This window comes from bacterium 336/3, assembly GCA_001281695.1.
GTDB lineage: Bacteria > Bacteroidota > Bacteroidia > Cytophagales > Thermonemataceae > Raineya.
Window position 1 is genome coordinate 1538660 of sequence record LJIE01000001.1, and the last position, 24372, is coordinate 1563031.

Genomic DNA, 24372 nt, shown 5'->3' on the forward strand with positions numbered 1-24372 from the left:
AAAAATAACAGAAAGTTAATATTAGAAAAATACAATTAAAACTTAGAAAAAGTAGAATTTTTTGTACTTGCATACAACATTCTTTATAACTTATCAGATATTTTACTAAAAGAGAATTTGTTTGGCAGTATCTTTGTAACTCAAACATCTATTACCAAGTTTTTTATCCTTACAATTTTTCTATGATAAGAACTTTACAATATATTCAAACTCCTTGGGGGTATTTTGAGTTAGAAGCTCATTCAGATTTGGAAGTAAAAATCATGGAAGACTCGGCTTGGCAAGAAGGCCTTTTTTATGGTAAACCTCGTCATGGACATCCCGAAGGAAAAATCATCAATCATATTCATGAAGTACTCGAAAACGTAGAAAATCTACGTTTTCGAGTATCTTTAGAAATGTACGAAAAATTAAGACTCATCACGCTTATTCACGATACTTTCAAGCATAAAGTAAACGAAACGATTGCCAAAGTTGGAAAAAATCATCATGCTTTTATTGCGAAAGAATTTTCAGAGCAATATATTGCAGATAACTCCGTTTTGGAAGTGATAGAACTACACGATGAAGCCTATCATGCATGGCGTAAAATGCGTCATGAACAAAATCAGGTAAAAGCAGAAAAAAAGCTCCAAGAATTAATAACTCGACTAGGAGATAATTTGGAACTGTTTTATTTGTTTTTTGTATGTGATACTCAAACAGGTGATAAGACCCAAGAACCTTTGCGTTGGTTTGAAAGTAAAACAGGTGTTATTCGTGTGGATGCTAGAGAATTCTAAAATCTAAATTTTTGTTTCGCTTGAAGAAAATATTATTCATTTGTTTGTTTGTATGCTTTCAGAGCAATGTTTTTGCCCAAAGGTTAGGTACTATTAAAATTGCCAAACTCAAATACAATGGTGGTGGCGACTGGTATGCTAATAAAACAGCATTACCAAATCTGATAGACTTTTGCCGTAAAAATTTGAGAATGAATTTGAAAGTGGAGGAAGAAGTGGTAGAAGTGGGTAGTCCTGATATTTTTTCGTATCCATATTTGTATATGACAGGGCATGGCAACGTGAATTTTTCTACTCAAGAGGCTCAAAATTTACGTCGTTATCTCATAGCAGGAGGTTTTTTACACATCGATGACAATTATGGTTTAGATAAATACATTCGTACAGAAATGAAGAAAGTATTTCCTGAACTGAGTTTCGTAGAATTACCTTTCAATCATCCTGTTTATAATATAAAATATTCATTTCCAAAAGGTTTACCTAAAATTCACGAACATGATGGCAAGCCTTCTCAGGGCTTCGGTATTGTTTATGAAGGGCGTTTGGTGTGTTTTTATAGCTATGAATGCGATTTGGGTAACGGTTGGGAAGACCAATCTGTACACAATGACCCTGAAGAAGTAAGACAACAAGCCTTGCGTATGGGAGCGAATATTTTGTTTTACGCATTTACCAATTATTAATCAATAACGTAAAAAAGGGATTTCTTATTTAAGAAATCCCTTTTTTACAGTCCCTTTTACCCGTTCTTTTTAAGTTTGGCTGGAATAATCTTTTTCTTTGTAGTGGGCTTTTTTTCCTCTACAATTTCAGGTTTGGTGTTGGTATTTGTCGTATTTGTATTATCTTTCTTATTGAGTTTGGCTACATAATCTTCCAAATCTGGAATGCTATGAGCTACTGCCCCATTGTTATCAACAACAGGCATTGTGATAGAGCCATTAGTCCCACCATTTTTATTCAATAAATCCCACATTTCCTGATTGTTTTTATCATCTTTTGTGGTATTGAGTTCTGTAAATGGAATTTTATTTTCTTTGAGATATTTTACAGTCCAACTACATCTTCCACAACCATCCATCGTGTAAACCTTGATTCCAGATTTGGTATTTGTCGTACTTGTCAGATTTGTGTTACCTTTCTTATTGAGTTTGGCTACATAATCTTCCAAATCTGGAATGCTATGAGCTACTGCTCCATTGTTATCAACAACAGGCATTGTGATAGAGCCATTAGTCCCACCATTTTTATTCAATAAATCCCACATTTCTTGGTTGTTTTTTTCATCTTTTGTGGTATTGAGTTCTGTAAATGGAATTTTATTCTCTTTAAGGTAATTTACAGTCCAACTACATCTTCCACAACCATCCATCGTGTAAACCTTGATTTGTCCCCAAGATGTAAAGGACAAAAAAAGTAGTGCTATACACAATTGGAGTATTTTTGTCTGATTTTTTTTCATATTTTGAGAAGGTTAATTTTTGTTTTAATAACATACTTATTTTATAGTCTAATCTCTATTGAAAGCTAAAGTAGTATAAGTAAATTTAAATAAGTTTTCTGAAAAAAGAAATTTAATCTTAGATTTCTTTTCCCTTTTGATTTAGAAAAATATGTGAAAAAACTTAAATAAAGCATGTTTGTACTTTTAGATATAGATGGCGTACTTGTGACAACCCCCTCTTGGAAAAGCGTAGAGTTACTAGCTGATGGATTTATGAAATTTAATGAAATGGCTACTAAAAACTTGAATCTTTTTTGTCAAAATAGAGAGATAAAAATCGTTTTAACATCTACACACAGAATTAGTTATGAGGAAAATATTTGGAAAGAGATATTTGCTTTTAGAGGTCTGAATTTTGATAAAATTTCAAAAATCAATAAAATTTCAAAAATCAATAATGTTTCAAAAATCGAAAATTTGAATAGTAGGATTGTAGAAATCGAAAATTGGGTAGGTCGACAAGAAATCCCCACAACATATATTATTATTGATGATGATATTTCTTTATATGGTTTGCCTCAAAATATCAAGGAACGTTGGATATGTACAAAACCTTTACTAGGCTTCAATGAAATTGCTCTGCAACAGGCATTGAGGTTATTAGAAGATTAAACAAGCAATATAAATTCTTTCATCTACTTGGAAAAGTTTGTCTATAAATGCAATATTGTAGCTCAAAACGAATATAGTAGTGTATGGAGGTTTCTAATCATATCAAAGAAGCATATAAAGAACAATATGATGCTTCAATGGCTGAATGGCGTAATATTGGAGCTAAGTATAAAGCTCAAAATATTGTTGATTTAGCTAAAAATATAACATTCAAAAATGTATTGGAGGTTGGAGCAGGAGAAGGAAGCATCTTAAATTGGCTCTCCGAATGGAGTTTTTCAGAAAATCTGTATGGTGTTGAAATTTCAGAAAGTGGAATAGAAAAGATTAAAGAGAAGAATATCAAAAATTTGAAAGAAATACTACTTTTTGATGGTTACAAAATTCCTTATCCTGATAATCATTTCGATTTGGTGATATGCTCGCATGTAATGGAGCATGTTGAACACGAAAGAGTTCTTTTAAGGGAAATTAAACGAGTTTCAAAGCATCAGATATTTGAAGTTCCCATTGATTTTTCTTTTTATGTAGATAAAAAACTCAAACATTTTTTGTCCTACGGGCATATCAATATCTATACGCCTGGATTATTTAGATTTTTATTGCTATCCGAAGGGTTTAAAACTTTAAAAGACCATTGTCATCTTTATCACTCAGAGGTACTTAAAATGAGTTATAAAAACAATGCTATGGGGCTTCTTAAAACACAAATCAAACATTTTATTCTCAAACTATTGCCTTATTTTAGAGGTATCAAGCCTAGTTCGTATGCTGTGCTGACCACTAAAAATGAACAAGAGGTCAGGATATTCTAAGAAAAAAAGCCACTAAGAAGTGGCTTTTACTTTATTTTTAAAGAAATTATCCAACATCCCTTCATTTTCTTGAGATTTAAGGCTGGCAAATGTAAAACCACAAATTACTTTGGGGTAAAAATAAGTAGATTTTTGAGGCATGGTATAACCACTTTCACAAACTTGTTTTACCTCTTCAATACTTACCTCTTGCGTAATCAGGGCTATTTGAGCTTCATTGTGTTCTACTTTTTCCAAACACTCATGGAGGCTACGTACAAACTGAATATGTTCCCCTTTGAGTTGTTCATCTTTACTGATTCCCAATACTTTCTGAATTACAAAATAATGTAAAACCGTCAAATCTAGTTTTTTCACAGCATCAGGAAATTGCCAAGTCATTTTCTCAAAAGCATCTTCTCTGAGTCTGATTTTACAAGAAAGATTCTTGGTTACCAGTCCAAAAGTCCACTTTTTACCTGTAATTACATCAGGAAGCTGTTCGGCTTCAACCACTGGCTTGATGTCAAAATAAAGGTGGAGTTTATCAATTAAGGTTTGTTCATCAAAATTTTCTAACCCAACAATCAATCGGTGAGTAGGGAGAATACGCAAATCATCACTTTCTGTATTAGTTAAATACATTAAATGATAATTGTAGGGTTCTTGTCCTGTATGGTTAGGGTTTAGAGCCATTTGCTCTTTTCTATATTCCAAAGAACCTGTGTATCTATGATGTCCATCAGCTAAAATCACTTTAGATTTACCCAAAACATCCATAAATTTTTGAATTATATTGACATCATGAATAACACTTAAAACATCTCTAACGCCTTGATAATCTTCTGTTTCGTAGATAGGAGATTTCATGCTTTCATCTAAATACTGCTCAAGTTCAAATTGAGAATCTGTGTAAAGTCCATGTGTAGGAGCAATATTCATTTGGGTATGCCGAAGCAATTCAGTACGGTCATTGACTGAATGAGGCAAGACATTTTCATGACGTAAAACCTGATTTTCATCCCAATTATAAGCTTTAATCATGGTAATAAAGCCCTTTCTGCAATATTTTTTAGAACTACCTGAAAGCGAAAAATACTGGTAATAAACATAAATGGCTGGCAGTTTGTCTTGTACTAAAATCCCTTTAGCTTTCCATTCTTCTTGTAGGTCAGCCATGTGTTGATAAGAAACTCCATAAGCTGGTACAGAAAGATGAATACTATTGTATTCTTGGGCATACAAGGCTTTTATTTGTTTAGCAGAAACTACATCAAACAAAGGGGAAGTTAACTCATCAATATCAAGGTGTTCAGCATAACGCCAAGCTCTAAAAGGTAGAATTTCAGCCATTTATTTATTGAATTTTAGATGTAAGAAGTTAGATATAAGATGTCAGTGTTTAGACATAAGAAGAATAAAATAAGATAATCTTCTCATGTCTAAAAACCTAAAATCTCATTATGGATTGTAAGCTTTGATAATATCAGTAAAATCTCTTGATTTTAAGGATGCTCCACCTACAAGTCCACCATCCACATCAGGGCAGGCAAAAAGTTCTTTTGCATTTCCTGCATTTACACTTCCTCCATACAGAATACTTGTATTTTGAGCTATTTCACCTCCAAATTTTCCAGATAAATATTTTCTGATTTCTGCATGCATTTCTTGAGCTTGCTCATTAGTAGCTGTTTTACCTGTGCCAATTGCCCAAACTGGTTCATAAGCAACTACCAAATTTTTCATTTGTTCGTTGTTTAGATGAAATAAACTTTCTGCAATTTGTTTTTGTACAAACGGTATATGTTCATTTTTTTCTCTGACGTCAAGGGTTTCTCCACAACAAAATATTACTTGTAGTTTTTCTTCTAAAGCTCTATTAATTTTTTCAGCTAATTGCTGATGGGTTTCATGATTATACAAGCGTCTTTCACTATGTCCAATAATAACATAATGAGTGCCAATAGAAGCAAGCATAGAAGCGGAAGTCTCGCCTGTGTAAGCACCTTTGGTATGTTCAGAGCAGTTTTGAGCTGCTAAATATGCTCCGGATGTTTGCTCCACTAAATTACGAACAGCATGGAGATAAACAAAAGGTGTTGCAAAAATCACTTTTGCATCATTTCTTTTTTCATCTTTAAGCATATTGGTAACTTCTGAGATAAGGGTAAGTCCCTCTTGTAGCGAAAGGTTCATTTTCCAGTTTCCTGCGACTATTTTCTGAGCCATATAAATGAGTTTTAGACTAAAAAGTAAAAATTGATGGGCAAATTTATTAAAATTGCGTCAATACATAGAAATTTTTTAGCAAATTTGCAGAATTAGTTATTCATATTTTTTGGATGATTTGATAACAGAATTGAAAAGTAAAGATGGATTTAACAGTTAGACAAAAAGAAAACTCTATTTTTAAAGGAGACCCCATTATCTGGTATATAGTGCTTGCACTTTCCATTATTAGCATTTTGCTTGTATATAGTGCCACACAAAGTTTGGCATATCAAAAAAATCATGGAGATACGGTTTATTACCTGAAAAAACATAGCTTTTTCTTGTTATTTGCACTCGTTGTTATGTGGCTTGCCCATCGGATAGATTATCGTTATTATTCAAAAATTTCTAAATATGCTTTGCAGTTTTCTGTACCACTGCTCATTCTGACCATGCTTTTTGGTGATGTAAAAGATGAAGCTGTTCGTAATCTAACGATTCCAATTATCAATGTTTCGTTTCGTCCCTCAGATTTGGCGAAATTAGCTTTAATATCTCACTTGGCAGCTATGCTTTCTAAAAGGCAACAAAACATAGAAAATATTCAAGAATCACTTGTACCCATGATGATTTGGGTAGGGATTATATGTGGTTTGATAGCGACCAATAATTTTTCTACATCATTTGTTTTATTTGCAACAGCAATGTTGGTGATGTTTATAGGAAGAGTACCTACTCGACAGTTTGTGATGTTAGGAGTAGGAGGTGTATTAGTAATATCTGTGGCATTAATGGCAGGCTCTCGTTTAGGAACCTTTAAATCTCGTATTCAGTCATATATAGAAATTATTAAGACTCCAGACAAAGCTGAACACACTCAAATTGAGCAATCATTTATTGCTGTGGGAACAGGAGGTTTTTGGGGCAAAGGACCAGGGCGAAGTAGCCAGCAGGAGTTTCTCTCTCAGGCTTACTCTGACTTTATGTTTGCAATTTTGGTAGAAGAATATGGTTTTTTGGGTGGTGCAATCGTTATTTTTTTGTATCTTGCCTTACTATATCGAAGCATGATTATCATGTCTCGAACAAACCGAGCCTTTGGAGGTTTGCTAGCGGCTGGTTTGGCTTTTAGTTTAGTGATACAGGCACTTGTACATATTTGTGTAACTTTAGGGCTTGTTCCTGTTACAGGTTTGCCTTTGCCTTTGTTAAGTATGGGGGGGACATCTTTGTTGTTTACAGGGATTGCCATAGGTATCATATTAAGCGTTAGTAGAGGGGATATTCAAGAAAATTAATACCAATAAAAATATATGGCAGAAAATACCAAATATACCGAAGATGCTTTCAGTAAGGTAAATGTATTTTTTGATATGTTTGAAGATGTTTTGCACAAGCAAAATCAACAAATAGAGCAAAGAATTACCCAAGAAATTAGGAATATAAAGGAAGCTCTTAGCCAAGAAGAAATCAAAATTCAAGAAAAATTAAATCCTGTTTTAGAAGAAAAAGTAGAAAGGGTAAAAGAAGAATTGAGTAAAATCAACAATATCAGTATTATTATCAAAAAGGAAATACGAGAATCTCAACCTGAAATGATAGATGCTTTGTACCCAATTATGGGAAAATTGGTTCAAAAATTTATCAAAGTAGAACTAGAAAAACTTAATGAAAATATCAATAAACAATTAGACAATAGTTTTTCGTGGGAAGCAATTCGGAGAGAACTTTTAGGACTTTTGGGTATCAAACAAGAAGATATACTTTTAGCACAAGCTTCACAAGCTACTATTAATGAATTTTTTGTGATTTATCAAAATTCAGGTATATTGCATGCTCATTATAGTAAAGAAGATGTAATTGATGATGATATGGTAGCTGGGATGTTAACAGCTATTAAATCGTTTATCAATGATGCTTTTAGAAATAGTGCGGATCTTGAAACTATTGAATATGGTAATTCTAAAATACTAATATTTAGTGCAGTCCGCTTCTATTTAGTAGCTGTTGTATCTGGGGTAGTAGATAAAGGCTTTCAAGAACGTTTGCAAAGTTATATGCAATTGTTTTATGAAACACACTTAAGTAATGCTACTGATGAGGAAATAACAGAAAAAGATTTGAATAAAATACTAAAAAAGCATATTGAAGATTTTCCTAATTATAATCTGATAGCACAGAAAATCAATGATTACAGGCAAAACATTAAGCAAAAAGGTAATTTTAATTGGAAATTTTGGCGTTGGTAAAACATCACTTACTCGTCAATTTGTCTATCAAAAATTTTCCGATGAATACCTCACTACCTTAGGGGTAAAAATAGATAAAAAAATAATAGGAATAGGTAATGATTTAGTGAACCTTATGATATGGGACATTGCAGGGGAGGTAAGCCAAACACGTGTAAGTACATCTTATTATTTGGGTTCTAATGGGGTTATTTATGTATTTGACCTTTCTAGACCTTCTACTTATGAACAAATGGAGGCCGACATAGAATATGTTCAGAAATTATTACCAAATGCACCTATATTAAGAGTCGCTAATAAAGCTGATTTACTTACTGAAGAACAAATAGCTAATCTTTCTGTCCCTTACGATTTTTTATGTAGTGCAAAAACATCACAAAACGTAGAGGAGACTTTTCTAAAACTTACACAAGCAATGCTCCAATAATAAATGGAAAAATCTTTGTATATAGAATTATTTGAAAAAGCTCATCAAGACTTTGTACAAGAGGCTTACCTAACAATTCTTTTAAATGAAGAAGCAGAAGTTCTATGTAGTAACAATACTCTGACTAATCTTGAGCCATTTTATGGACAACCAATTTACTCTATTTTTCCCTTTCTAGAGCATTTACTACAGCCCAATATCCCTGAACTAAGTATCAATTTATTAGAAGCTAATCTGAACCAGAAAAATATCAAATATCGTTGTATTATTAAGTCTTTTGAAAAAGAAAATGCTATATTCTTCTTTGTGATTCTTCAAAATGTAGAATGGCATTATCAAGAATTGTTTAGAATACAACAAGAACGTAATGAGGCTGTTATCAGTAAGGAAATGGTTATTCTCAAGAAATAAAAAGTTTATGCAACGCTAATACTTGAGTTATAACAGGTTTTGTATCGTCATTATAAATAATATAATCTGCTAAACGAAGTTTTTCTTCTTCTGGTAATTGTTTGCCTATAATTGCTTTAATTTCTTCTTCACTACGTTGAGGATCTCTCGCTTTTACCCTCTTTATACGAATTTCTTCAGGAGCAAAAACAGTAATCAGTTTGTCTAAAAATTTATGAGAACCTGACTCTATCATCAAAGCTGCCTCCCTGATAACATAAGGTTTTCCAATTTGTTCCTGTACCCAACTGATATAGTCTTCAGCAACTTTAGGGTGTACCAAAGCATTGATTTGCTTTACTTTTTGTTCATCATTAAAAACCTGAGAAGCCAAGTAAGCTCTATTTACAGAGCCATCTTCATGGTATGATTCTTTGCCAAAAGCTTCTTGAATAGATTTTTTGAGAGGTTCATTGTGAGACATTAAATATTTTGCTCTACTATCTGCATCATAAATAGGGGCTCCCAAAACAGCAAATATATGAGCAACTGTACTTTTTCCAGAGCCAATACCACCTGTAATACCTACTTCTAAAGGCTTTTTATTCATTTTTTGGGGATTTTTATTTTTGTATGTGGGTTGATAACCTTAGCATCTTCTATGCCTTGTGGTATTCTTTCTAACTGTAAAGTAACCGTAGAATCTTCTATATGAAATTTAGAGTAGTCTGCTACTACTTTAAAATCAGTTAAATCAATATTGGTTTCCATCTGAGCTTTAAACACACACATAATTTCAGCTTGCTCCATAGGAAGCTCATAACCTTCAGGGAAATTGATTTTTTCAATATTAAATTTGACTTTTTTACTTAAAAACTCTTCTACATCAAAGGTTACTTTTACGCTTTGCTGAGCTTTCAAGTTAGGGCGTTCCAAATAAGATAAACTTACAAGTTTATCAAAACTTTTACGAATGCCTATTTCTTTAATACTGACAGCTATAGAATCAGGCAATTGATTAATTTTTTCTACACTACCCTCAAAAAATATTTGTTGAGGGTTTACTTTGATAGGTCCTGAAATACGAAAACCTTCTGCTAAGGCAACTTTATCTTTATCTACAACAATTTTGACTAATTTTCTAACATTACGGTTGTTATTAACAAAAAAAGTATCTGTAAAAATCTCTGTAATACGTAAATCTGAATCAATTTTCTGAGCCAGTAAGTTTTTCAAAGAACCTGCTATTACATAGTTTTGTTGCTGATTAATAGGCATTTTATAAAAAACAAGCTTTTTTTCTTGATTAGCAAGATATTCTTTTGCTATTTTCCAACCTGTACCTGTTACAGTAAAACGTATATCTCTTGTAATTGTATCAGCATTCATACCATTAGCATACTGCAATTTGATAGGCATAGCAAAAGTATAACTATGGTCTGCATTGAAAGCATTAAAAAACCAAAAGAGTGTAGCAAATAAAACACTCATAATCATAGCTCTGAAGTTTGTTTGTTCCTCACCTATGATAAGCTCTTTGAGCCAATGCAATATGTTTCTAAAAAAATGCAAATGGAAGATTTTTGGATATTTTATTTGACCTAATACAAAAGAAACAATTTTTTTCTATTTTGCCAAATGAATTTACAATCTATAAAAATATGCAAATACATACCATAAATACAGGCTTGTTCAAATTGGATGGAGGGGCTATGTTTGGGGTAGTTCCTAAAACAATTTGGCAGAAATTAGTAACTCCAGATGCTAATAATCTTTGTACTTGGGCAATGCGTTGTCTTTTGATAGAAAATGGTAAACAACTTATTTTAGTGGACTGTGGAATGGGAACAAAGCAAGATGCTAAATTTTTTGGTTACTACGAACCACATGGAGAAGGAGAACTTATAAAATCCATTAAAAATGCTGGGTATAACCCTGAAGATGTAACAGACGTTTTACTTACCCATCTTCATTTTGATCATTGTGGAGGAGCTGTTTCTAAAAAAGATGAAAAATTAATGCTTACATTCGCTAATGCAACCTATTGGTCTAATCAGGCTCATTGGGATTGGGCAACCATCAAACCCAATGCAAGAGAAAAAGCTTCTTTTTTCAAAGAAAATATTTTGCCATTACAAGAAAGTGGGCATTTGAAATTTATTGATAAAACTTCGCCTTTTGAAAATATCGAAATTGTAAAAGTAGATGGACATACAGAAAAAATGATGTTGCCACTAATCAATTATAAAGGCTCTAAAATTCTTTATTGTGCAGATTTAATACCATCTTCAGCTCACATTCCTATTCCGTATGTGATGGGCTATGATATGCGTCCTCTGCAAACTATTCAAGAAAAAGAAGAATTGTTAGCCAAAGCCATTACAGAAAATTGGTTATTAGCATTTGAGCATGATGCTCAGATAGAGGCTTGTAGTTTACAAAATACAGAAAAAGGAATTCGAATGAAAGAAACCATAGAATTAAAATCATTGTAGGTTTTTGGAAAATTTTTGAATAGATTTTTGGAAAAAAAATAAATAAAGTCCAAATTTAACCGAATAAAACACAACATTGAAATCGAATGAGCAACAGAATCATACAATTCAGAGAAGCCTTGCGTGAAGCAATGAGCGAAGAAATGCGTAGAGACCCTCGTGTTTTCTTGATGGGTGAAGAAGTAGCAGAATATGATGGAGCATATAAAGTAAGCCAAGGCATGCTTGCTGAGTTTGGTGCAGAGCGTGTGATTGATACGCCCATTGCCGAATTAGGTTTTGCAGGAATTGGAGTGGGAGCTGCTATGAATGGTTTACGACCCATTATCGAATTTATGACGTTCAATTTCTCATTGGTGGCAATAGACCAAGTGATTAACTCGGCTGCCAAAATGATGTCTATGTCTGGTGGGCAATATTCTGTACCAATGGTATTTAGAGGTCCTACAGGTAATGCTGGTATGCTTAGTTCACAACACTCACAAAATTTTGAAAGCTGGTATGCCAATACACCAGGGCTTAAAGTTGTTGTGCCTTCTAATCCTTATGATGCAAAAGGCTTGTTGAAATCTGCTATCAGAGATGATGATCCAGTTATTTTCATGGAATCTGAATTGATGTATGGTGATAAAGGAGAAGTTCCTGAAGAAGAATATTTAATTCCTATCGGAAGTGCAAAAGTAACTCGTGCTGGAAATCATGTAACGCTTGTTTCTTTTGGTAAATTTATGAAAATAGCTCATAGTGTTGCTGATGAGGCTGCTAAAGAGGGTATTTCTGTTGAAGTGATTGATTTGCGTTCTGTACGCCCTATAGATTATAAAACAATCATTGAGTCTGTAAAGAAAACAAATCGTTTGGTAGTTTTAGAAGAAGCTTGGCCTTTAGCTGCCATTTCTTCTGAAATAGCTTATTATATTCAACGTCATGCATTTGATTACTTGGATGCACCTGTGTACCGTGTGAATAGTATGGATGTACCTCTTCCTTATGCACCTACGCTTATTGATGCCATTTTGCCAAATGTAAAACGTACTTTGGACGCCATCAAAGCAGTAGCTTATAAAAAATAGAAGTTTAAAATATGTTTTCAATCTCTAACAACCATGAAGGGAATTTTTATTAAGTATTCACTTAATAGAAACCTTTATGAAAAAAGTAAAATGTCTAAAAAAAGCGTTTGGTGTAAATGAATGGGGACTTGTTGATTATCCTATCAAAATTTCAAATGTAAAAGTATCAAGAGTTCTTTATGGTAATGATATGGGATGTTCAAGATGCTTTCCTCATGGATATGAAACCACAAACTCTACAATAGGCAAAAGACAAAGAAATTGGAAAAAGTTTAGAAAAACAAAGTGGAAATAAAACCACAAAACTACTGCAAAAAAGAACCTTTTTGCAGTAGTTTTTCTTTTATAATAAAATCATTTAACACTTAATAAAAAATATTATCTTTAAACTTAGACTATTAAGACTTTAGTTTTTTTATGTCTAAAATATCATATCTATTACCTATGAAAAATTTACCACTTAATTTTACAGAAGAAGCCATTGTAGAAGTAAGAAATATCATGCAAAATAAAGGTATTCCTGCTGAATATGGTTTACGAATAGGCATCCGAGGTGGAGGTTGTGGAGCTACTTTTATGTTGGGTTTTGATAAAGAAAAACCAACAGATGAAGCGTATCTATTTCAAAATGTCCCTGTATATATTGATAAAAAACATTTGATGTATGTTATTGATATTCAAGTAGATTTTGAAGAAACCCAAGAAGGCAGAGGCTTTACATTTACCAAAGTATAGAAAATTATGGAAGTCTATGAGTTTGTACTTCGGTTACTTGCTGCCCTTGTCGCAGGGGTTATTATTGGATTTGAAAGACAATGGCATCATAAATCGGCCGGTTTGAGAACCAATACGTTAGTAGCTATTGGTTCGGCTCTATTTGTATTGCTTTCTTTTGAGACAACTGAAAAAAATGGAGACCCAACCCGAATTATTGGTCAGGTAGTAACTGGAGTAGGCTTTTTGGGTGGTGGAATTATTTTTAGAGAAGGAACAAACATACACGGACTTACATCGGCAGCTACCGTATGGTGTAGTGCTGCTATTGGCTGTTTGGCAGCAGGAGGCTACTTTATGGAAGCCTTTATAGGTACGGGGCTTATTTTGTTTATCAATGCTATTTTAAGACCTGTGGATAAATGGCTTACCAAAAGAGCAGGGAAAAATTTAGATAAAAATAATGATGAAATAGAAACTGAAACTAATGGAAACACTGAAAAAACTTCTTAGTCATGATGGTTATGAAGTTTTAAATTTTTTAGAAAATCATCAAATCTCAAACGTCAACGAAATAGGTTTGTGGGCTTGGATAGCTAACAGATGGATTTACTGGAACGAATCGGGTAGTTATCATCGTATTTATACTTCCACTACTTATTTTCAGTGTAACCAACAAGGCTGGAGAGAATTTGTTAATCATACAGAAGAAATTAGAAATGCTATTTTTCTGAAAATTAGAGATAAAATAAAGCAGTATCTATCTGAAAAAGAAACAGATACAGTTTTGTTGGCGGGAAAAATATTCAATGTTGCATATCCCAGATGGGTTTCTGTGGGAAATGGAGATACAAAAGGTTATGATGAAAATGTTCCTATGCTTTGGGAAAATTTCAAACCATATAGGCATTACTTTGAACAAATCTTAGGTGAATTTGAAATATTTGATAATGAATGGATAACTACGGCTCAAGTAATGTGGGAGCATTGCCGTTGGGTTGGTGATAAGTATGAAGATTATTTTAGTCAAGAGGCTTCAGGGTATTTTTTAGAAAAAGCTATTCTCTTAAATCCCAAGCAACCAATCCATTATATCAATTTAAGAGATAAAAGAGAAATACGCCCAGATTACGACAAGCCACCTATCCAAACTGATATATTTACTCAATTACAAAGTCATTTGGGTTTGATATATCTATATTATGCTCAATGGCAAAATTTTCATAAACAAAACACCAACGAAGCTAAAAAATACTATCTGAAATTTATTGAAAGTGAACCCAATTTGCTTCCTGATAATATTTTCAAATTTTATTGTGAATGTGCTTACGAACGTATGTATTCGCCTTCTGTTCAAACTGCTTTAACTCAATTAGCTGAAATTTGTATTCAAAATGATGATATTCGAGAAGCTGAAAAATATCTACAAGAAGCTATCAACAAACAAAAAAACAACTTTCTAGCTCCATATCAGCTTTTGGCAGACTTAAAATATAAACAAGGGCATATCAATGAGGCGATTCATCTCCTTGAACAGAAAATTGAAATTTGGAACACTGCCAATTCCCTAATAAAAAAAGTATATTTTGAAGTTTCTTATGAGCCTCAAAATAACCAATATTACTATTTAGAAGGCAATTATTATACACGAATAGATATTACTTTTTTACATCAGCATTTAGTTCAATTAGCTGATTGGTGCTGGAAAGCAAAAGAATATATAAAAGCTCAGAAAAACTATAAACAGCTTAGACTGCTTATAAATAATCCAGAATATGTGTGGATGGTAAAACGTGTAGCAAATATAGATTTGAATGAGTTAAAAATAGAGGTACTTGAAAAACAAATGGAAATAGCTTTTATATTAAAAGACTATTGGCAAGCTCTTGGTATTTTTGAGCAGATAGAAAAAATAAAACACCCAAATGAAAAAAGTATAATAATAAAAGAACAAATCAAAAAAATCCTGAAACACTAATTTCGTACAAAAACACCCCAATTATCAACACTTCACCTGACTAAAATCATCTTTATTTAAGTTTTTTAGGGGAATCTTTGTAAAAATAAAATTACAGCAATGATTACCCAAGAGACATCCAATGATAATTTTCGAGAACAACTCGGAGTATTAAATAAAAAAGGTGGAAGGCAATGGATGTACCCTAAACAAGTAGAGGGCTTTTTCTATAAAGCTCGTACTATTTTTGGAATATTTTTACTTACAATTTTGTTTGGAATGCCTTTGATAAAAGTCAATGGGCATCCATTTATGTTGTTTAATATCTTAGAAAGAAAATTTATCATTTTTGGAATTCCATTTTTCCCACAAGATTTCTTTATATTAGCTCTAAGCATTATCGCTTTTATTATATTCATTGCCTTATTTACAGTCGTTTTTGGAAGACTTTTTTGTGGTTGGGCTTGTCCCCAAACCGTTTTTATGGAAATGATTTTCAGAAGAATAGAATATTGGATAGAAGGTGATGCCAATGCTCAAAAACGCCTTGATGCAAGCCCTTGGACGACAGAAAAAGTCATTAAAAAAACTTCCAAACATATTATCTTCTTCTCAATTTCATTCCTGATAGCCCATACATTTTTATCTTATCTGATAGGAATAGACGAAGTAAAAAAAGTAATTACAGAGGGTATTGTAGAAAACTGGGTAACTTTTTTGGTTTTACTTCTTTTTACAGGAGCATTTTATGCAGTATTTGCTTTTATGCGAGAAATTGTATGTATTGTGGCTTGTCCTTATGGTAGAATGCAAAGTGTATTGCTCGATAGCAATTCGATTGTGGTAGCTTATGATACTGTAAGAGGAGAGCCAAGAGGGAAAATGAAAAAAGGAGATGAAACACCTAAAGGTGACTGCATTGATTGTAAGCTTTGTGTACAAGTTTGCCCAACAGGAATAGATATTCGTAATGGTACACAATTAGAATGTATCAATTGTACAGCTTGTATAGATGTTTGTGATGATGTAATGGTAAAAATTGATAAACCCAAAAAACTTATTCGTTATGATTCTGTAAATGGTATCAAATCAGGGAAAAAATTAAAACTTTCAGCTCGTATTATTGGATATTCCTCTGTTTTGGTGCTTTTACTTGTAATCATTGGAGTAGCTTTGTTTACAAGAACAGATGTACAAGCTAATATAATGAGAACACCAGGGATGATGTACCAACAGATAGATGCCCATACAGTGGCCAATTTGTACAGTATTTCACTAGTTAATAAATCGTTTGATAACAAAGAAATAACTCTCAAATTAGAAGATGGGCAAGTAGGAAAAATCAAACTTCTTGGTAATCAGAGTTCTGTAAAATTAAAACCACAAGAAATTAGCAAGGCTACATTCTTTATAGAAATACCTAATAAAAGTATTACTGAAAATCATATTAAGCTCAAAATTAAAGTATTTAAGAATGGAGAGTTTTTTACAGATATCAAAACCACCTTTTTAGCTCCAGTTGAATAATAAAATCATTCATTTTACACCTTTTACACTTATGAATTGGGGAACAAAAATCGTAATTTCTTTAGGGGCATTTATTGCCTTCATTGTTTCTTTGGGTGTTTTTATGATAACATCAAATAATGAAAAAGTAGAAAAAGACTACTATGAGAGAGATTTAATGTACGAAAAAGAAATTCAGGCTCAACGCAATGCTCAAAATCTTTCAGCAGAAATAGTTTTAGACAATGCAAACAATCATTTAACATTCTCCTTTCCAAAAGAAATGAAAGAATATAAAGGGAAATTATTGTTTTTACGCCCTGATAATGCCCAAAAAGACCAAATATTTGAGATGAAACTTGAAAAGAATTATACTCAAACAATTGATGCAGAGCAATTGCAAAAAGGCTTGTGGAAAATACAAGTTCAATGGCAAATGAATGACAAATTGTATCAAAGTAAAATGTTTGAATGGATAAAATATTAACCTAAAATAATTATGTGGTTAGCTTTTCTGACAGGCTTATTTGGTAGTATGCATTGTGTTGGGATGTGTGGGGCAATAGCTCTTACATTACCCTCAAGAACATTTTTTGGGAATTTACTTTATAATGTAGGCAGAATATTTTCTTATACACTCATAGGCTTTTTATTTGGTAGTTTCGGAAAAGGCTTAAACTTGATAGGTGTACAACAATATATTTCTATTGGTTTAGGCATAGCGATTATCGTAGCTGTTTTTATACCTTATCTGTTCAAATTTTCTGTTTTAGATAAATCATTTACCAAATTCAAACAGTTATTTACACCTTTTTTCAAGAGGAAGAATTACTTTTCTTTACTGATGATAGGTATTTTAAATGGTTTTTTACCTTGTGGTCTGATTTACTTGGCAATTATTGGGTCAGTAGTAATGGCAGAACCTTTAGAAGGAGCTTTGTATATGTTTTTATTTGGTGTAGGAACGCTTCCAATGATGTTGAGCCTTACAATCTATAAAAATCTGTTGACAGCAGAATGGAGAAGAAAGATATTCAAAATGATGCCTATGTTTGCAGTAATGGTAGGCGTTTTGCTTATTTTTAGAGGTTTAAATTTAGGAATACCTTATGTAAGTCCATATATTGAGCCTGCTTCTCAAACAGTAGAGTGTGGGGTAAAGCACTAAATATACACTTTACAACCATAAGGGATATATGGCTTAATTTCTTTGATATTCAAACCTGTCTTACGCAATTTTAACTTTTTTAAATATTTTAGGTTTTGGATACTTTTGGGCAATTCTTTCAGTAAATTACCATCCAATGTTAGTGTTTGTAAGTTTTCCAACTCTCCAATACTTTCAGGAAGTATTTCAAGTTTATTATGCGACAAAGCAAGTCTTCTTAATTTCTTGAGTGTTCCGATGCTTTCTGGGAGACTTTCTAAAGCATTATGTTCTATATTTAAAACTGTTAAATTCTGAAAATTAGATATCTTTTCTGATAAAAAATGCAACTGATTGTTATCTAAATGGAGTTCTGTAAGTTTATTTAACTCAAAAAAACTTTCAGGAAGACTGAAAATCTGGTTCTGAATAATATTAAAAACTGCTAGATTATGTAATCTGCCAATACTTTCGGGTAATGTTTCCAGTTTGTTATGAGCCAAACTAAGAAAAGATAAATATTGTATATCAAAAATAAAATTCAAATCTGCAATCTGATTTTGACTTAAATCGAGTTTTTTTAAAGCCTTTAAATTTTGAAAAGAAGCGGGTAATTTTTGTATTTGGTTGTTTTTTAAGTTTAAATAATTGAGAGATTTGAGGTTGCCAAAATTTTCGGGCAACAATTGAATTTGATTGTTTTGGGCATCCAAATATTTTAGTTTTTCCAACTCTCCAAAACCCTCTGAAAGGGCTGTTAGCTGATTATTTTGTATTTCTATTTTATCAAGAGCCAACGTATTACCAAAAATCTTTTTTCCAAATGTTTTTGGTAAGCTCTCTAGTTTATTGTTTACCAAGCTTAAATCAATGAGTTTATAGAGATTTCCAAAACTCTCTGGAAGAGTTTGGAGTTGGTTATATTCTAAATGTAAGGTGATTAAATTCGTAAGATTTCCAAAGTTTTCAGGTAAATATGTGATTTGATTCTTTTTTAAGTTTAGAGTTTTCAAACTTCTTAAATTTCCAAAATCATCGGGTAAATTTTGAATAAGATTGGATTCTACATCTAAGGTTTTAAGAGATACTAAATTCTCAAAACCTTGAGGAAAATCTTGTAATTGATTATATCTTAAATTTAATGCATTTAGGTTTGTGAAACTTTCAAAACTAGGTAAAATCCTGAGACCATGATTATTCATGATATATAACTCCTCAAGATTTTTTAACAAAGACAAAGTGTTAGGCAATTCCACAAGATAAGGCATCTTGTTTAAACTTAAACTTTTTAAATGACAAAGGTTTCCAATGCTGTCAGGTAAATTTATTAAAGAAGAATGGTGTGCATGAAATTTTTCCAGTAAAATAAGATTTCCAATAGTTTCAGGTAATAGAGTGATACTACAGCAATGTAAGGTAATACTTTTGACTTTAGATAATTTTCCAATGCTTTCAGGCAAATTTGTAATCTGAGAATCAGAATTTTCTAAGTGAATAGATTCAAGATTTGAAAGAAGCCCAATGGATTCTGGTATTTTTGTGATTTTACTATAACTAGTATCTAAATGTTTTACTTGTTTTATAGAATGCTTACTAGAAGGAGTATTATATAGAAACTCAACCAACTCTTTGTATGCCTCTACACTATGCCCAAAATGAGATTCAAACTCTTCATGATGGTTTTCTGCCAAAAGAAGAGCTAATTCTAAATTAGTATCATCTTCGCTATCAAGTAGCTCTAAAAGATTCTGAAATTCTTTAGAATATTCCATATTTTATTCCAAATCAAGCCCTAAACGATTGCGTAAATCATCTAATAATGCATGCTTTTGAGCTAAAAACTGCCATTTTTCTGTGTTGGTATAAGGAACTACTTTACGCTCTTCAGTTTTCAAGAGTTCTGTTTCAATTTGTATCGAAAAGCCATTCTGCAGTTGTTTTTGCAGAAATAATACCCAAGCTCCTTTGTTTTTCTGGACATGCTCTTGTTGGATAGGATTATCCAGTTTTAGATAAATCACAGGGCTTTTCCATTCAAATACTCTATCTAAAATTGTTACTTCGAGCCACTCAGCCATTTGACGTTTGTGTTCCAAAAGATTATGCCAAGCCTCTTGTAGTTCTTCTAAAGCAATATCTCGTATGCCAAATACAACATGATGTTCTTGAGCATCTTTCTTTTCTGTAACAGAGGCGTGTTTGGCTTGCTCAACCAATTTATTTTGTAGGCTTGTAGTACTTGGAATAGTAAAAGTACTTTTAAAATCCTCTTTTTTAGTCTCAGTGCTTAATTGCTCAGGGCTTTTTTTTTTACTTCTTCCGAGATAGCTTGTGGAGGGATTTTAGCTAACTCAATAGCTTGTTGTAAATGAGCAATTTTCATCAAGCTAATCTCTACAAGCAATTTTGAATTTTTGCTACTTTTATACTGAATATCAACTTGCTGGAGGCTGTTCATGGCAGAAATAAGCCAAGAAAGAGAAACTTTTGAAGCTTGTTCAGCGTAGCGTTTTTTTACTTCATCAGCAGTTTCAAGAAGTTGAAGGGTAATAGTGTCTTTACTAACAAGTAAATTACGCCAATGTTCACTCAAACCCACTACAAACAAGTGTCCATCAAAGCCTTTTTTCAAGATTTCATCAAATAAAAGCAATGATTGACTCAAATTGCTGTTAATGAGCTCATCTGTAATTTTAAAATAATAATCGTAATCTAAAATATGCAAATTTTCAATCGTCTTTTGATAATTAATAGTGTTATCAGAAGAGAATGTAACGATTAAATCGAACATTGAAAGAGCATCACGTAAACCTCCATCAGCTTTTTGTGCAATCAGATGCAGAGCTTGTGGCTCTGCTTTGATGTTTTCTTTTTGAGCAATACCAGCCAGATGTCCAGCAATATCCTGAATACGAATTCTATTGAAATCAAAAATCTGGCAACGAGAAAGAATCGTAGGGATGATTTTATGCTTTTCGGTAGTTGCTAAAATAAAAATAGCATATTTGGGAGGTTCTTCAAGCGTTTTCAGAAATGCGTTGAAAGCCGCATTAGAAAGCATGTGAACCTCATCTATGATGTAGATTTTATATTTTCCGTTTTGAGGTGGGTAGCGAACCTGCTCAACCAAATTGCGAATATCATCCACAGAGTTGTTAGAGGCAGCATCCAATTCATGAATATTGAAAGAAGCATTATTTTGAAATGCGACACATGAATCACATTTGCCACAGGCTTCACCTTCGGGTGTAAGATCTTGACAATTAATGGTTTTTGCTAAAATTCTTGCACAAGTGGTTTTTCCAACACCTCTGGGTCCACAAAATAAAAAGGCTTGTGCTAAATGATTATTCTGAATAGCATTTTTTAAGGTAGTCGTAATATGTTCTTGCCCTACAACTGTATCAAATGTTGCAGGTCTGTATTTACGAGCCGAAACTATAAAATTATCCATATTTTTAAGGCAGCATTTCTACTGCTTTCAATAATTTTTCTTTAGAAAAAGGTTTAACAACATAATCTAAAACTTCTGCATACTTTTTAGCTTTATCAAAATCAGCTTGATTGATAGAAGAAGAAAGCATAAACACATAAGTACCATTTTTGCGTATAGGCAAAAATCTTTCTAAAAACTCCCAACCATCCATTTCAGGCATATTAATATCTAAAAAAATAACATCAGGATGATTGTTGCTAGCATTAGAAAGATAATTAAGAGCTTCTTCTGCTCTTAAAAATGATACTACTTGATTATTTTCATGAACCTTTTTAATCACAGATTCACAAACTAAGTTATTGATTTTATCATCATCTATAACTATATAAAAATAACTTTTACTCATTATCATTAAGTGCTGAAGTTGATTTTTTAAAACATCATGAAGACATAAAGTTGAGATATTAATTATGGAAATAAGATTGAAAATTATTTTTTCATAGCTATCTCATACAATTTACTCACTTCTTCCCAATTTACTACATTCCAAAAGGCTTGAATATAATCGGCTCTTTTATTTTGATACTTTAGATAATAAGCATGTTCCCAAATATCCAAACCCAAAATAGGAGTTGCAGAAGTAGTATAAATGTTTTTCATGAGCAAATTATCTTGATTCGGTGTATTTTCCAAGAATAAGCCCTTTTTTTTATTAAAATTTAACCAAGTCCAGCCTGAACCAAATAAAGATTTAGCCTTTTCTGTAAAAATTTCTTTAAACTTTTCAAAGCTTTCAAATTGCTGATTAATACTTTCAGCGAGTTTTCCAGAGGGTTTTCCTTCGGATTGTGGTTTGAGTGTCTTCCAAAAAAGACTATGGTTGTAATGTCCACCTGCATTATTGCGTATTTTAGTATCTTTGGTAGTTAGTTTTACTAAAATATTTTCCAAACTTAATTTCTCAAAAGGTGTCCCTATGATGGCTTCATTGAGATTTTTTACATACGCTGCATGGTGCTTGCCATGATGAATCTGCATGGTTTGAGTGTCAAAATGAGGCTCTAAAGCTGCAAAATCGTAGGGTAGAGGAGGAAGTTCAAAAGCAAGAGATTGATGGGGGTTTGCCCATATAAAATCGGGCTGAATAGCCAATACAGATGCTAAAATAGCACTTTTTTCAATAAAATTACGGCGTTTCATATAAAACAGTTTAGTAGTAATAGACTTCAAAATAACGATTTTTCAAATACTACACTAATAAAAACGGGAAAAATATTCTTAAACACTAAGATTCCAAAATTTTAAAATTTTGGAATCTTGTATGATAAACTTGAATAGTAAAAATTAGATGGATTATTGTACTTGTTTCAAATAAGTTGATAAATATTCCCATTCTGCGATTTTAAGCCATCTATTTGTGATGTCGTCTTCATGACACCATAAATACAGTAATATAGATGGATTTTCTAAACTCTCTCTCTAATCTAGAGCAAGTGGTGTATCTGAACCCCATCCAAAATCTGCAAATAAAATGTATTTTTGATAATCAATATCAACAGGAGGCATTATATCTGTTGGAGAACTTATAATATTATCTTTCCACCTTGGTATAGCAAGTGTTTCCCTTTCAGCCAAAGGTAAGTCATAAAAATCAAGGTCTTTAATTTCTGGAAAAGAATAAATATCTCCAAAAATGGAATAAAAAGGTGCTATTTTATCAGTGAGAAACTTGATAACTGCTTGCCGACAAGTATCTTTGATACTGAAGAGATAAAGAACTTTTTTCTTAACTAAAATATCCATAACACTACGCAATCACTCCAGAGCCAATCAATTCTTCGCCATCATACCAAGCCACAAACTGCCCAGGGGTTACGCTTTGCTGTTTTTCATTGAAAATAACATATAAACCTTCTGCTTCTTGGTGTAGAGTAACTTTACTGAGTGGCTGGCGATAACGAATACGAGCCATATAATCACGTTTTTCACCAATATTCATTTTTAAGTCTTCTCGAATCCAGTGTGTATCAGGGTTTGCCACAAAAAGCCCTTTTCTGTTAAGTCCTGGGTGGTCGTTGCCTTGTCCTACATAAATTACATTTTTTTCTACATCAGTAGCTATTACAAACAAAGGTTTGGGCTTTCCACCTACCTGTAAGCCTTTTCGTTGCCCAATCGTATAAAAATGAGAGCCAATGTGTTCTCCCACTACTTTTCCATACTCTGGTTCATAACGAAAAGGTGCAGTGAGGCTTTCGAGCGTATCTTGCGTATTTTGCTCAGAAAAAACAAAGCTATCAGCATTAATTTCAATAATTTTACCAGTTTTGGGTGATAATTGTTGTTGTAAAAATTCGGGCAAACGAATTTTACCTACAAAACAAAGTCCTTGAGAATCTTTCTTTTCGGCTGTAATCAGGTCTATTTTTTTTGCAATAGCTCTTACTTCAGGCTTGAGCAAGCCACCAATCGGGAAGAGAGCCTTAGAAAGTTGTTCTTGAGTGAGTTGACACAAAAAATAGCTTTGGTCTTTATTGGGGTCTTTGCCTGCAAGCAGACGGTGTACTATTTTTCCATCTTTTTCAATGCTATCTTTTTGGCAATAATGTCCTGTAGCCACATAATCAGCTCCTAATTGCATGGCTGCTTTCAAAAATACATCAAATTTAATTTCTCTATTACAAAGCACATCAGGGTTGGGCGTTCTGCCTGCTTCGTATTCTGCAAACATATAATCTACAATACGTTGTTTGTATTCTTTGCTCAAATCCAGCACACGAAACGGAATATCTAGCTTTTCAGCAACAATGAGGGCATCGTTACTGTCTTCTATCCAAGGACATTCGTTATTGATTACGACCGTTTCGTCATGCCAATTTTTCATGAAAATTCCAATTACTTCATAGCCTTGTTCTTTGAGCAAATAGGCTGAAACACTTGAATCAACACCACCAGAAAGCCCTACAACAACTCTTTTCGACATATTTTTGTATTTTAATTGTAAAATCTAAATGTTAAATTGCTTCCATATTTGAAGCATTATAAACAACCAACAATTTTCTTTTTTTCATAGTT

The 24372-nt window shown here is 32.6% G+C and carries 27 protein-coding genes and 2 pseudogenes; 17 read left to right on the forward strand and 12 right to left on the reverse strand.

Going from position 1 to position 24372, the window contains the following annotated elements; genetic code table 11:
• Nucleotides 1-182: 182 nt before the first annotated feature.
• Nucleotides 183-782 carry a hypothetical protein gene (locus AD998_07265; protein ID KOY85969.1) on the forward strand — a complete coding sequence of 200 codons (600 nt, stop codon included), beginning with the start codon at nt 183-185 and terminating at the stop codon, nt 780-782.
• Between the two features lie 20 nt (nt 783-802).
• Nucleotides 803-1465, forward strand: coding sequence for a hypothetical protein (locus tag AD998_07270; protein ID KOY88102.1), 663 nt, complete (start codon nt 803-805; stop codon nt 1463-1465).
• 56 nt (nt 1466-1521) lie between these two features.
• Here AD998_07270 and AD998_07275 read toward each other — a convergent pair whose 3' ends face one another.
• Complete coding sequence (locus AD998_07275; protein KOY85970.1) at nt 1522-2244, reverse strand: hypothetical protein; 723 nt, start codon at nt 2242-2244, stop codon at nt 1522-1524.
• 174 nt (nt 2245-2418) lie between these two features.
• On the opposite strand from AD998_07275, the gene AD998_07280 reads away from it, so the two are divergent.
• Complete coding sequence (locus AD998_07280) at nt 2419-2898, forward strand: hypothetical protein (GenBank protein ID KOY85971.1); 480 nt, start codon at nt 2419-2421, stop codon at nt 2896-2898.
• A gap of 83 nt (nt 2899-2981) precedes the next feature.
• Nucleotides 2982-3713 carry a methyltransferase type 11 gene (locus AD998_07285; protein KOY85972.1) on the forward strand — a complete coding sequence of 244 codons (732 nt, stop codon included), beginning with the start codon at nt 2982-2984 and terminating at the stop codon, nt 3711-3713.
• A gap of 12 nt (nt 3714-3725) precedes the next feature.
• On the opposite strand, the gene AD998_07290 is transcribed toward AD998_07285, so the two are convergent.
• Complete coding sequence (locus AD998_07290) at nt 3726-5045, reverse strand: hypothetical protein (protein KOY85973.1); 1320 nt, start codon at nt 5043-5045, stop codon at nt 3726-3728.
• A 108-nt stretch (nt 5046-5153) separates the two neighbouring features.
• On the reverse strand, nt 5154-5921 hold the full coding sequence (locus tag AD998_07295; GenBank protein KOY85974.1) for a triosephosphate isomerase: 768 nt from the start codon (nt 5919-5921) through the stop codon (nt 5154-5156).
• 143 nt (nt 5922-6064) lie between these two features.
• On the opposite strand from AD998_07295, the gene AD998_07300 reads away from it, so the two are divergent.
• Genes AD998_07300 through AD998_07315 form a run of 4 tightly spaced genes read left to right on the forward strand, consistent with a single transcriptional unit; the run spans nt 6065 to nt 8990 of the window.
• Complete coding sequence (locus AD998_07300; protein KOY85975.1) at nt 6065-7201, forward strand: cell division protein FtsW; 1137 nt, start codon at nt 6065-6067, stop codon at nt 7199-7201.
• 15 nt (nt 7202-7216) lie between these two features.
• Complete coding sequence (locus AD998_07305; protein ID KOY85976.1) at nt 7217-8152, forward strand: hypothetical protein; 936 nt, start codon at nt 7217-7219, stop codon at nt 8150-8152.
• Nucleotides 8091-8579 carry a GTP-binding protein gene (locus AD998_07310; GenBank protein KOY85977.1) on the forward strand — a complete coding sequence of 163 codons (489 nt, stop codon included), beginning with the start codon at nt 8091-8093 and terminating at the stop codon, nt 8577-8579. Before AD998_07305 ends, AD998_07310 begins: the two co-directional genes overlap by 62 nt.
• 3 nt (nt 8580-8582) lie before the next feature.
• Nucleotides 8583-8990: a hypothetical protein gene (locus AD998_07315; protein ID KOY85978.1), complete on the forward strand. Its 408-nt coding sequence runs from the start codon at nt 8583-8585 to the stop codon at nt 8988-8990.
• Here the strand turns inward: AD998_07315 and AD998_07320 are convergent.
• Both AD998_07320 and AD998_07325 read right to left on the reverse strand, forming a co-directional pair.
• Nucleotides 8980-9579, reverse strand: a complete 600-nt coding sequence (locus AD998_07320) for a dephospho-CoA kinase (GenBank protein KOY85979.1) — start codon at nt 9577-9579, stop codon at nt 8980-8982. The genes AD998_07315 and AD998_07320 overlap by 11 nt on opposite strands.
• Nucleotides 9576-10541 carry a hypothetical protein gene (locus AD998_07325; protein ID KOY85980.1) on the reverse strand — a complete coding sequence of 322 codons (966 nt, stop codon included), beginning with the start codon at nt 10539-10541 and terminating at the stop codon, nt 9576-9578. Before AD998_07325 ends, AD998_07320 begins: the two co-directional genes overlap by 4 nt.
• A gap of 89 nt (nt 10542-10630) precedes the next feature.
• Between AD998_07325 and AD998_07330 the strand changes: the two genes are divergently transcribed.
• From AD998_07330 to AD998_07370, 9 genes and pseudogenes are all read left to right on the forward strand, one after another.
• Nucleotides 10631-11464, forward strand: coding sequence for an MBL fold metallo-hydrolase (locus AD998_07330; GenBank protein KOY88103.1), 834 nt, complete (start codon nt 10631-10633; stop codon nt 11462-11464).
• Nucleotides 11465-11550: 86 nt separating this feature from the next.
• A complete protein-coding gene (locus AD998_07335; GenBank protein KOY85981.1) occupies nt 11551-12537 on the forward strand; it encodes a pyruvate dehydrogenase in 987 nt (328 codons plus the stop codon).
• A 76-nt stretch (nt 12538-12613) separates the two neighbouring features.
• Entirely contained in the window at nt 12614-12832 is a 219-nt protein-coding gene (locus AD998_07340; protein KOY85982.1) for a phosphate ABC transporter substrate-binding protein, read from the forward strand.
• Nucleotides 12833-12981: 149 nt separating this feature from the next.
• Nucleotides 12982-13272, forward strand: coding sequence for a hypothetical protein (locus tag AD998_07345; protein ID KOY85983.1), 291 nt, complete (start codon nt 12982-12984; stop codon nt 13270-13272).
• A gap of 6 nt (nt 13273-13278) precedes the next feature.
• Nucleotides 13279-13764: a hypothetical protein gene (locus tag AD998_07350; GenBank protein ID KOY85984.1), complete on the forward strand. Its 486-nt coding sequence runs from the start codon at nt 13279-13281 to the stop codon at nt 13762-13764.
• Complete coding sequence (locus AD998_07355; protein KOY85985.1) at nt 13739-15229, forward strand: hypothetical protein; 1491 nt, start codon at nt 13739-13741, stop codon at nt 15227-15229. Before AD998_07350 ends, AD998_07355 begins: the two co-directional genes overlap by 26 nt.
• 99 nt (nt 15230-15328) lie before the next feature.
• Entirely contained in the window at nt 15329-16735 is a 1407-nt protein-coding gene (locus tag AD998_07360; GenBank protein KOY85986.1) for a cytochrome C oxidase, read from the forward strand.
• Nucleotides 16736-16766: 31 nt separating this feature from the next.
• Nucleotides 16767-16955 (forward strand): annotated as a pseudogene (locus tag AD998_07365) (hypothetical protein).
• Nucleotides 16956-17210: 255 nt separating this feature from the next.
• Nucleotides 17211-17882 (forward strand): hypothetical protein, encoded by a 672-nt coding sequence (locus AD998_07370; protein ID KOY85987.1) that lies wholly within the window; start codon nt 17211-17213, stop codon nt 17880-17882.
• A gap of 80 nt (nt 17883-17962) precedes the next feature.
• On the opposite strand, the pseudogene AD998_07375 reads toward AD998_07370, so the two are convergent.
• From AD998_07375 to AD998_07405, 7 genes and pseudogenes are all read right to left on the reverse strand, one after another.
• Nucleotides 17963-19396, reverse strand: a pseudogene (locus AD998_07375) (hypothetical protein).
• A 240-nt stretch (nt 19397-19636) separates the two neighbouring features.
• Entirely contained in the window at nt 19637-20077 is a 441-nt protein-coding gene (locus tag AD998_07380) for a hypothetical protein (GenBank protein ID KOY85988.1), read from the reverse strand.
• A 71-nt stretch (nt 20078-20148) separates the two neighbouring features.
• Complete coding sequence (locus tag AD998_07385) at nt 20149-21315, reverse strand: DNA polymerase III subunit gamma/tau (GenBank protein KOY85989.1); 1167 nt, start codon at nt 21313-21315, stop codon at nt 20149-20151.
• 4 nt (nt 21316-21319) lie between these two features.
• Nucleotides 21320-21703 carry a hypothetical protein gene (locus AD998_07390; protein KOY85990.1) on the reverse strand — a complete coding sequence of 128 codons (384 nt, stop codon included), beginning with the start codon at nt 21701-21703 and terminating at the stop codon, nt 21320-21322.
• A gap of 83 nt (nt 21704-21786) precedes the next feature.
• On the reverse strand, nt 21787-22428 hold the full coding sequence (locus AD998_07395) for a superoxide dismutase (protein ID KOY88104.1): 642 nt from the start codon (nt 22426-22428) through the stop codon (nt 21787-21789).
• Between the two features lie 348 nt (nt 22429-22776).
• Complete coding sequence (locus AD998_07400; protein KOY85991.1) at nt 22777-23100, reverse strand: hypothetical protein; 324 nt, start codon at nt 23098-23100, stop codon at nt 22777-22779.
• A 4-nt stretch (nt 23101-23104) separates the two neighbouring features.
• Entirely contained in the window at nt 23105-24280 is a 1176-nt protein-coding gene (locus AD998_07405) for a thiouridylase (GenBank protein KOY85992.1), read from the reverse strand.
• Between the last annotated feature and the right edge of the window lie 92 nt (nt 24281-24372).

What these genes read in the sequence shown, in the direction of transcription:
- AD998_07265 (KOY85969.1), top strand. Translation starts at nt 183, where the DNA reads ATGATAAGAACTTTACAATATATTCAAACTCCTTGGGGGTATTTTGAG.
- AD998_07275 (KOY85970.1), bottom strand. Translation starts at nt 2,244, where the DNA reads ATGAAAAAAAATCAGACAAAAATACTCCAATTGTGTATAGCACTACTT.
- AD998_07280 (KOY85971.1), top strand. Translation starts at nt 2,419, where the DNA reads ATGTTTGTACTTTTAGATATAGATGGCGTACTTGTGACAACCCCCTCT.
- AD998_07285 (KOY85972.1), top strand. Translation starts at nt 2,982, where the DNA reads ATGGAGGTTTCTAATCATATCAAAGAAGCATATAAAGAACAATATGAT.
- AD998_07290 (KOY85973.1), bottom strand. Translation starts at nt 5,045, where the DNA reads ATGGCTGAAATTCTACCTTTTAGAGCTTGGCGTTATGCTGAACACCTT.
- AD998_07295 (KOY85974.1), bottom strand. Translation starts at nt 5,921, where the DNA reads ATGGCTCAGAAAATAGTCGCAGGAAACTGGAAAATGAACCTTTCGCTA.
- AD998_07300 (KOY85975.1), top strand. Translation starts at nt 6,065, where the DNA reads ATGGATTTAACAGTTAGACAAAAAGAAAACTCTATTTTTAAAGGAGAC.
- AD998_07305 (KOY85976.1), top strand. Translation starts at nt 7,217, where the DNA reads ATGGCAGAAAATACCAAATATACCGAAGATGCTTTCAGTAAGGTAAAT.
- AD998_07310 (KOY85977.1), top strand. Translation starts at nt 8,091, where the DNA reads ATGATTACAGGCAAAACATTAAGCAAAAAGGTAATTTTAATTGGAAAT.
- AD998_07315 (KOY85978.1), top strand. Translation starts at nt 8,583, where the DNA reads ATGGAAAAATCTTTGTATATAGAATTATTTGAAAAAGCTCATCAAGAC.
- AD998_07320 (KOY85979.1), bottom strand. Translation starts at nt 9,579, where the DNA reads ATGAATAAAAAGCCTTTAGAAGTAGGTATTACAGGTGGTATTGGCTCT.
- AD998_07330 (KOY88103.1), top strand. Translation starts at nt 10,631, where the DNA reads ATGCAAATACATACCATAAATACAGGCTTGTTCAAATTGGATGGAGGG.
- AD998_07335 (KOY85981.1), top strand. Translation starts at nt 11,551, where the DNA reads ATGAGCAACAGAATCATACAATTCAGAGAAGCCTTGCGTGAAGCAATG.
- AD998_07340 (KOY85982.1), top strand. Translation starts at nt 12,614, where the DNA reads ATGAAAAAAGTAAAATGTCTAAAAAAAGCGTTTGGTGTAAATGAATGG.
- AD998_07345 (KOY85983.1), top strand. Translation starts at nt 12,982, where the DNA reads ATGAAAAATTTACCACTTAATTTTACAGAAGAAGCCATTGTAGAAGTA.
- AD998_07350 (KOY85984.1), top strand. Translation starts at nt 13,279, where the DNA reads ATGGAAGTCTATGAGTTTGTACTTCGGTTACTTGCTGCCCTTGTCGCA.
- AD998_07355 (KOY85985.1), top strand. Translation starts at nt 13,739, where the DNA reads ATGGAAACACTGAAAAAACTTCTTAGTCATGATGGTTATGAAGTTTTA.
- AD998_07360 (KOY85986.1), top strand. Translation starts at nt 15,329, where the DNA reads ATGATTACCCAAGAGACATCCAATGATAATTTTCGAGAACAACTCGGA.
- AD998_07385 (KOY85989.1), bottom strand. Translation starts at nt 21,315, where the DNA reads ATGGATAATTTTATAGTTTCGGCTCGTAAATACAGACCTGCAACATTT.
- AD998_07390 (KOY85990.1), bottom strand. Translation starts at nt 21,703, where the DNA reads ATGAGTAAAAGTTATTTTTATATAGTTATAGATGATGATAAAATCAAT.
- AD998_07400 (KOY85991.1), bottom strand. Translation starts at nt 23,100, where the DNA reads ATGGATATTTTAGTTAAGAAAAAAGTTCTTTATCTCTTCAGTATCAAA.
- AD998_07405 (KOY85992.1), bottom strand. Translation starts at nt 24,280, where the DNA reads ATGTCGAAAAGAGTTGTTGTAGGGCTTTCTGGTGGTGTTGATTCAAGT.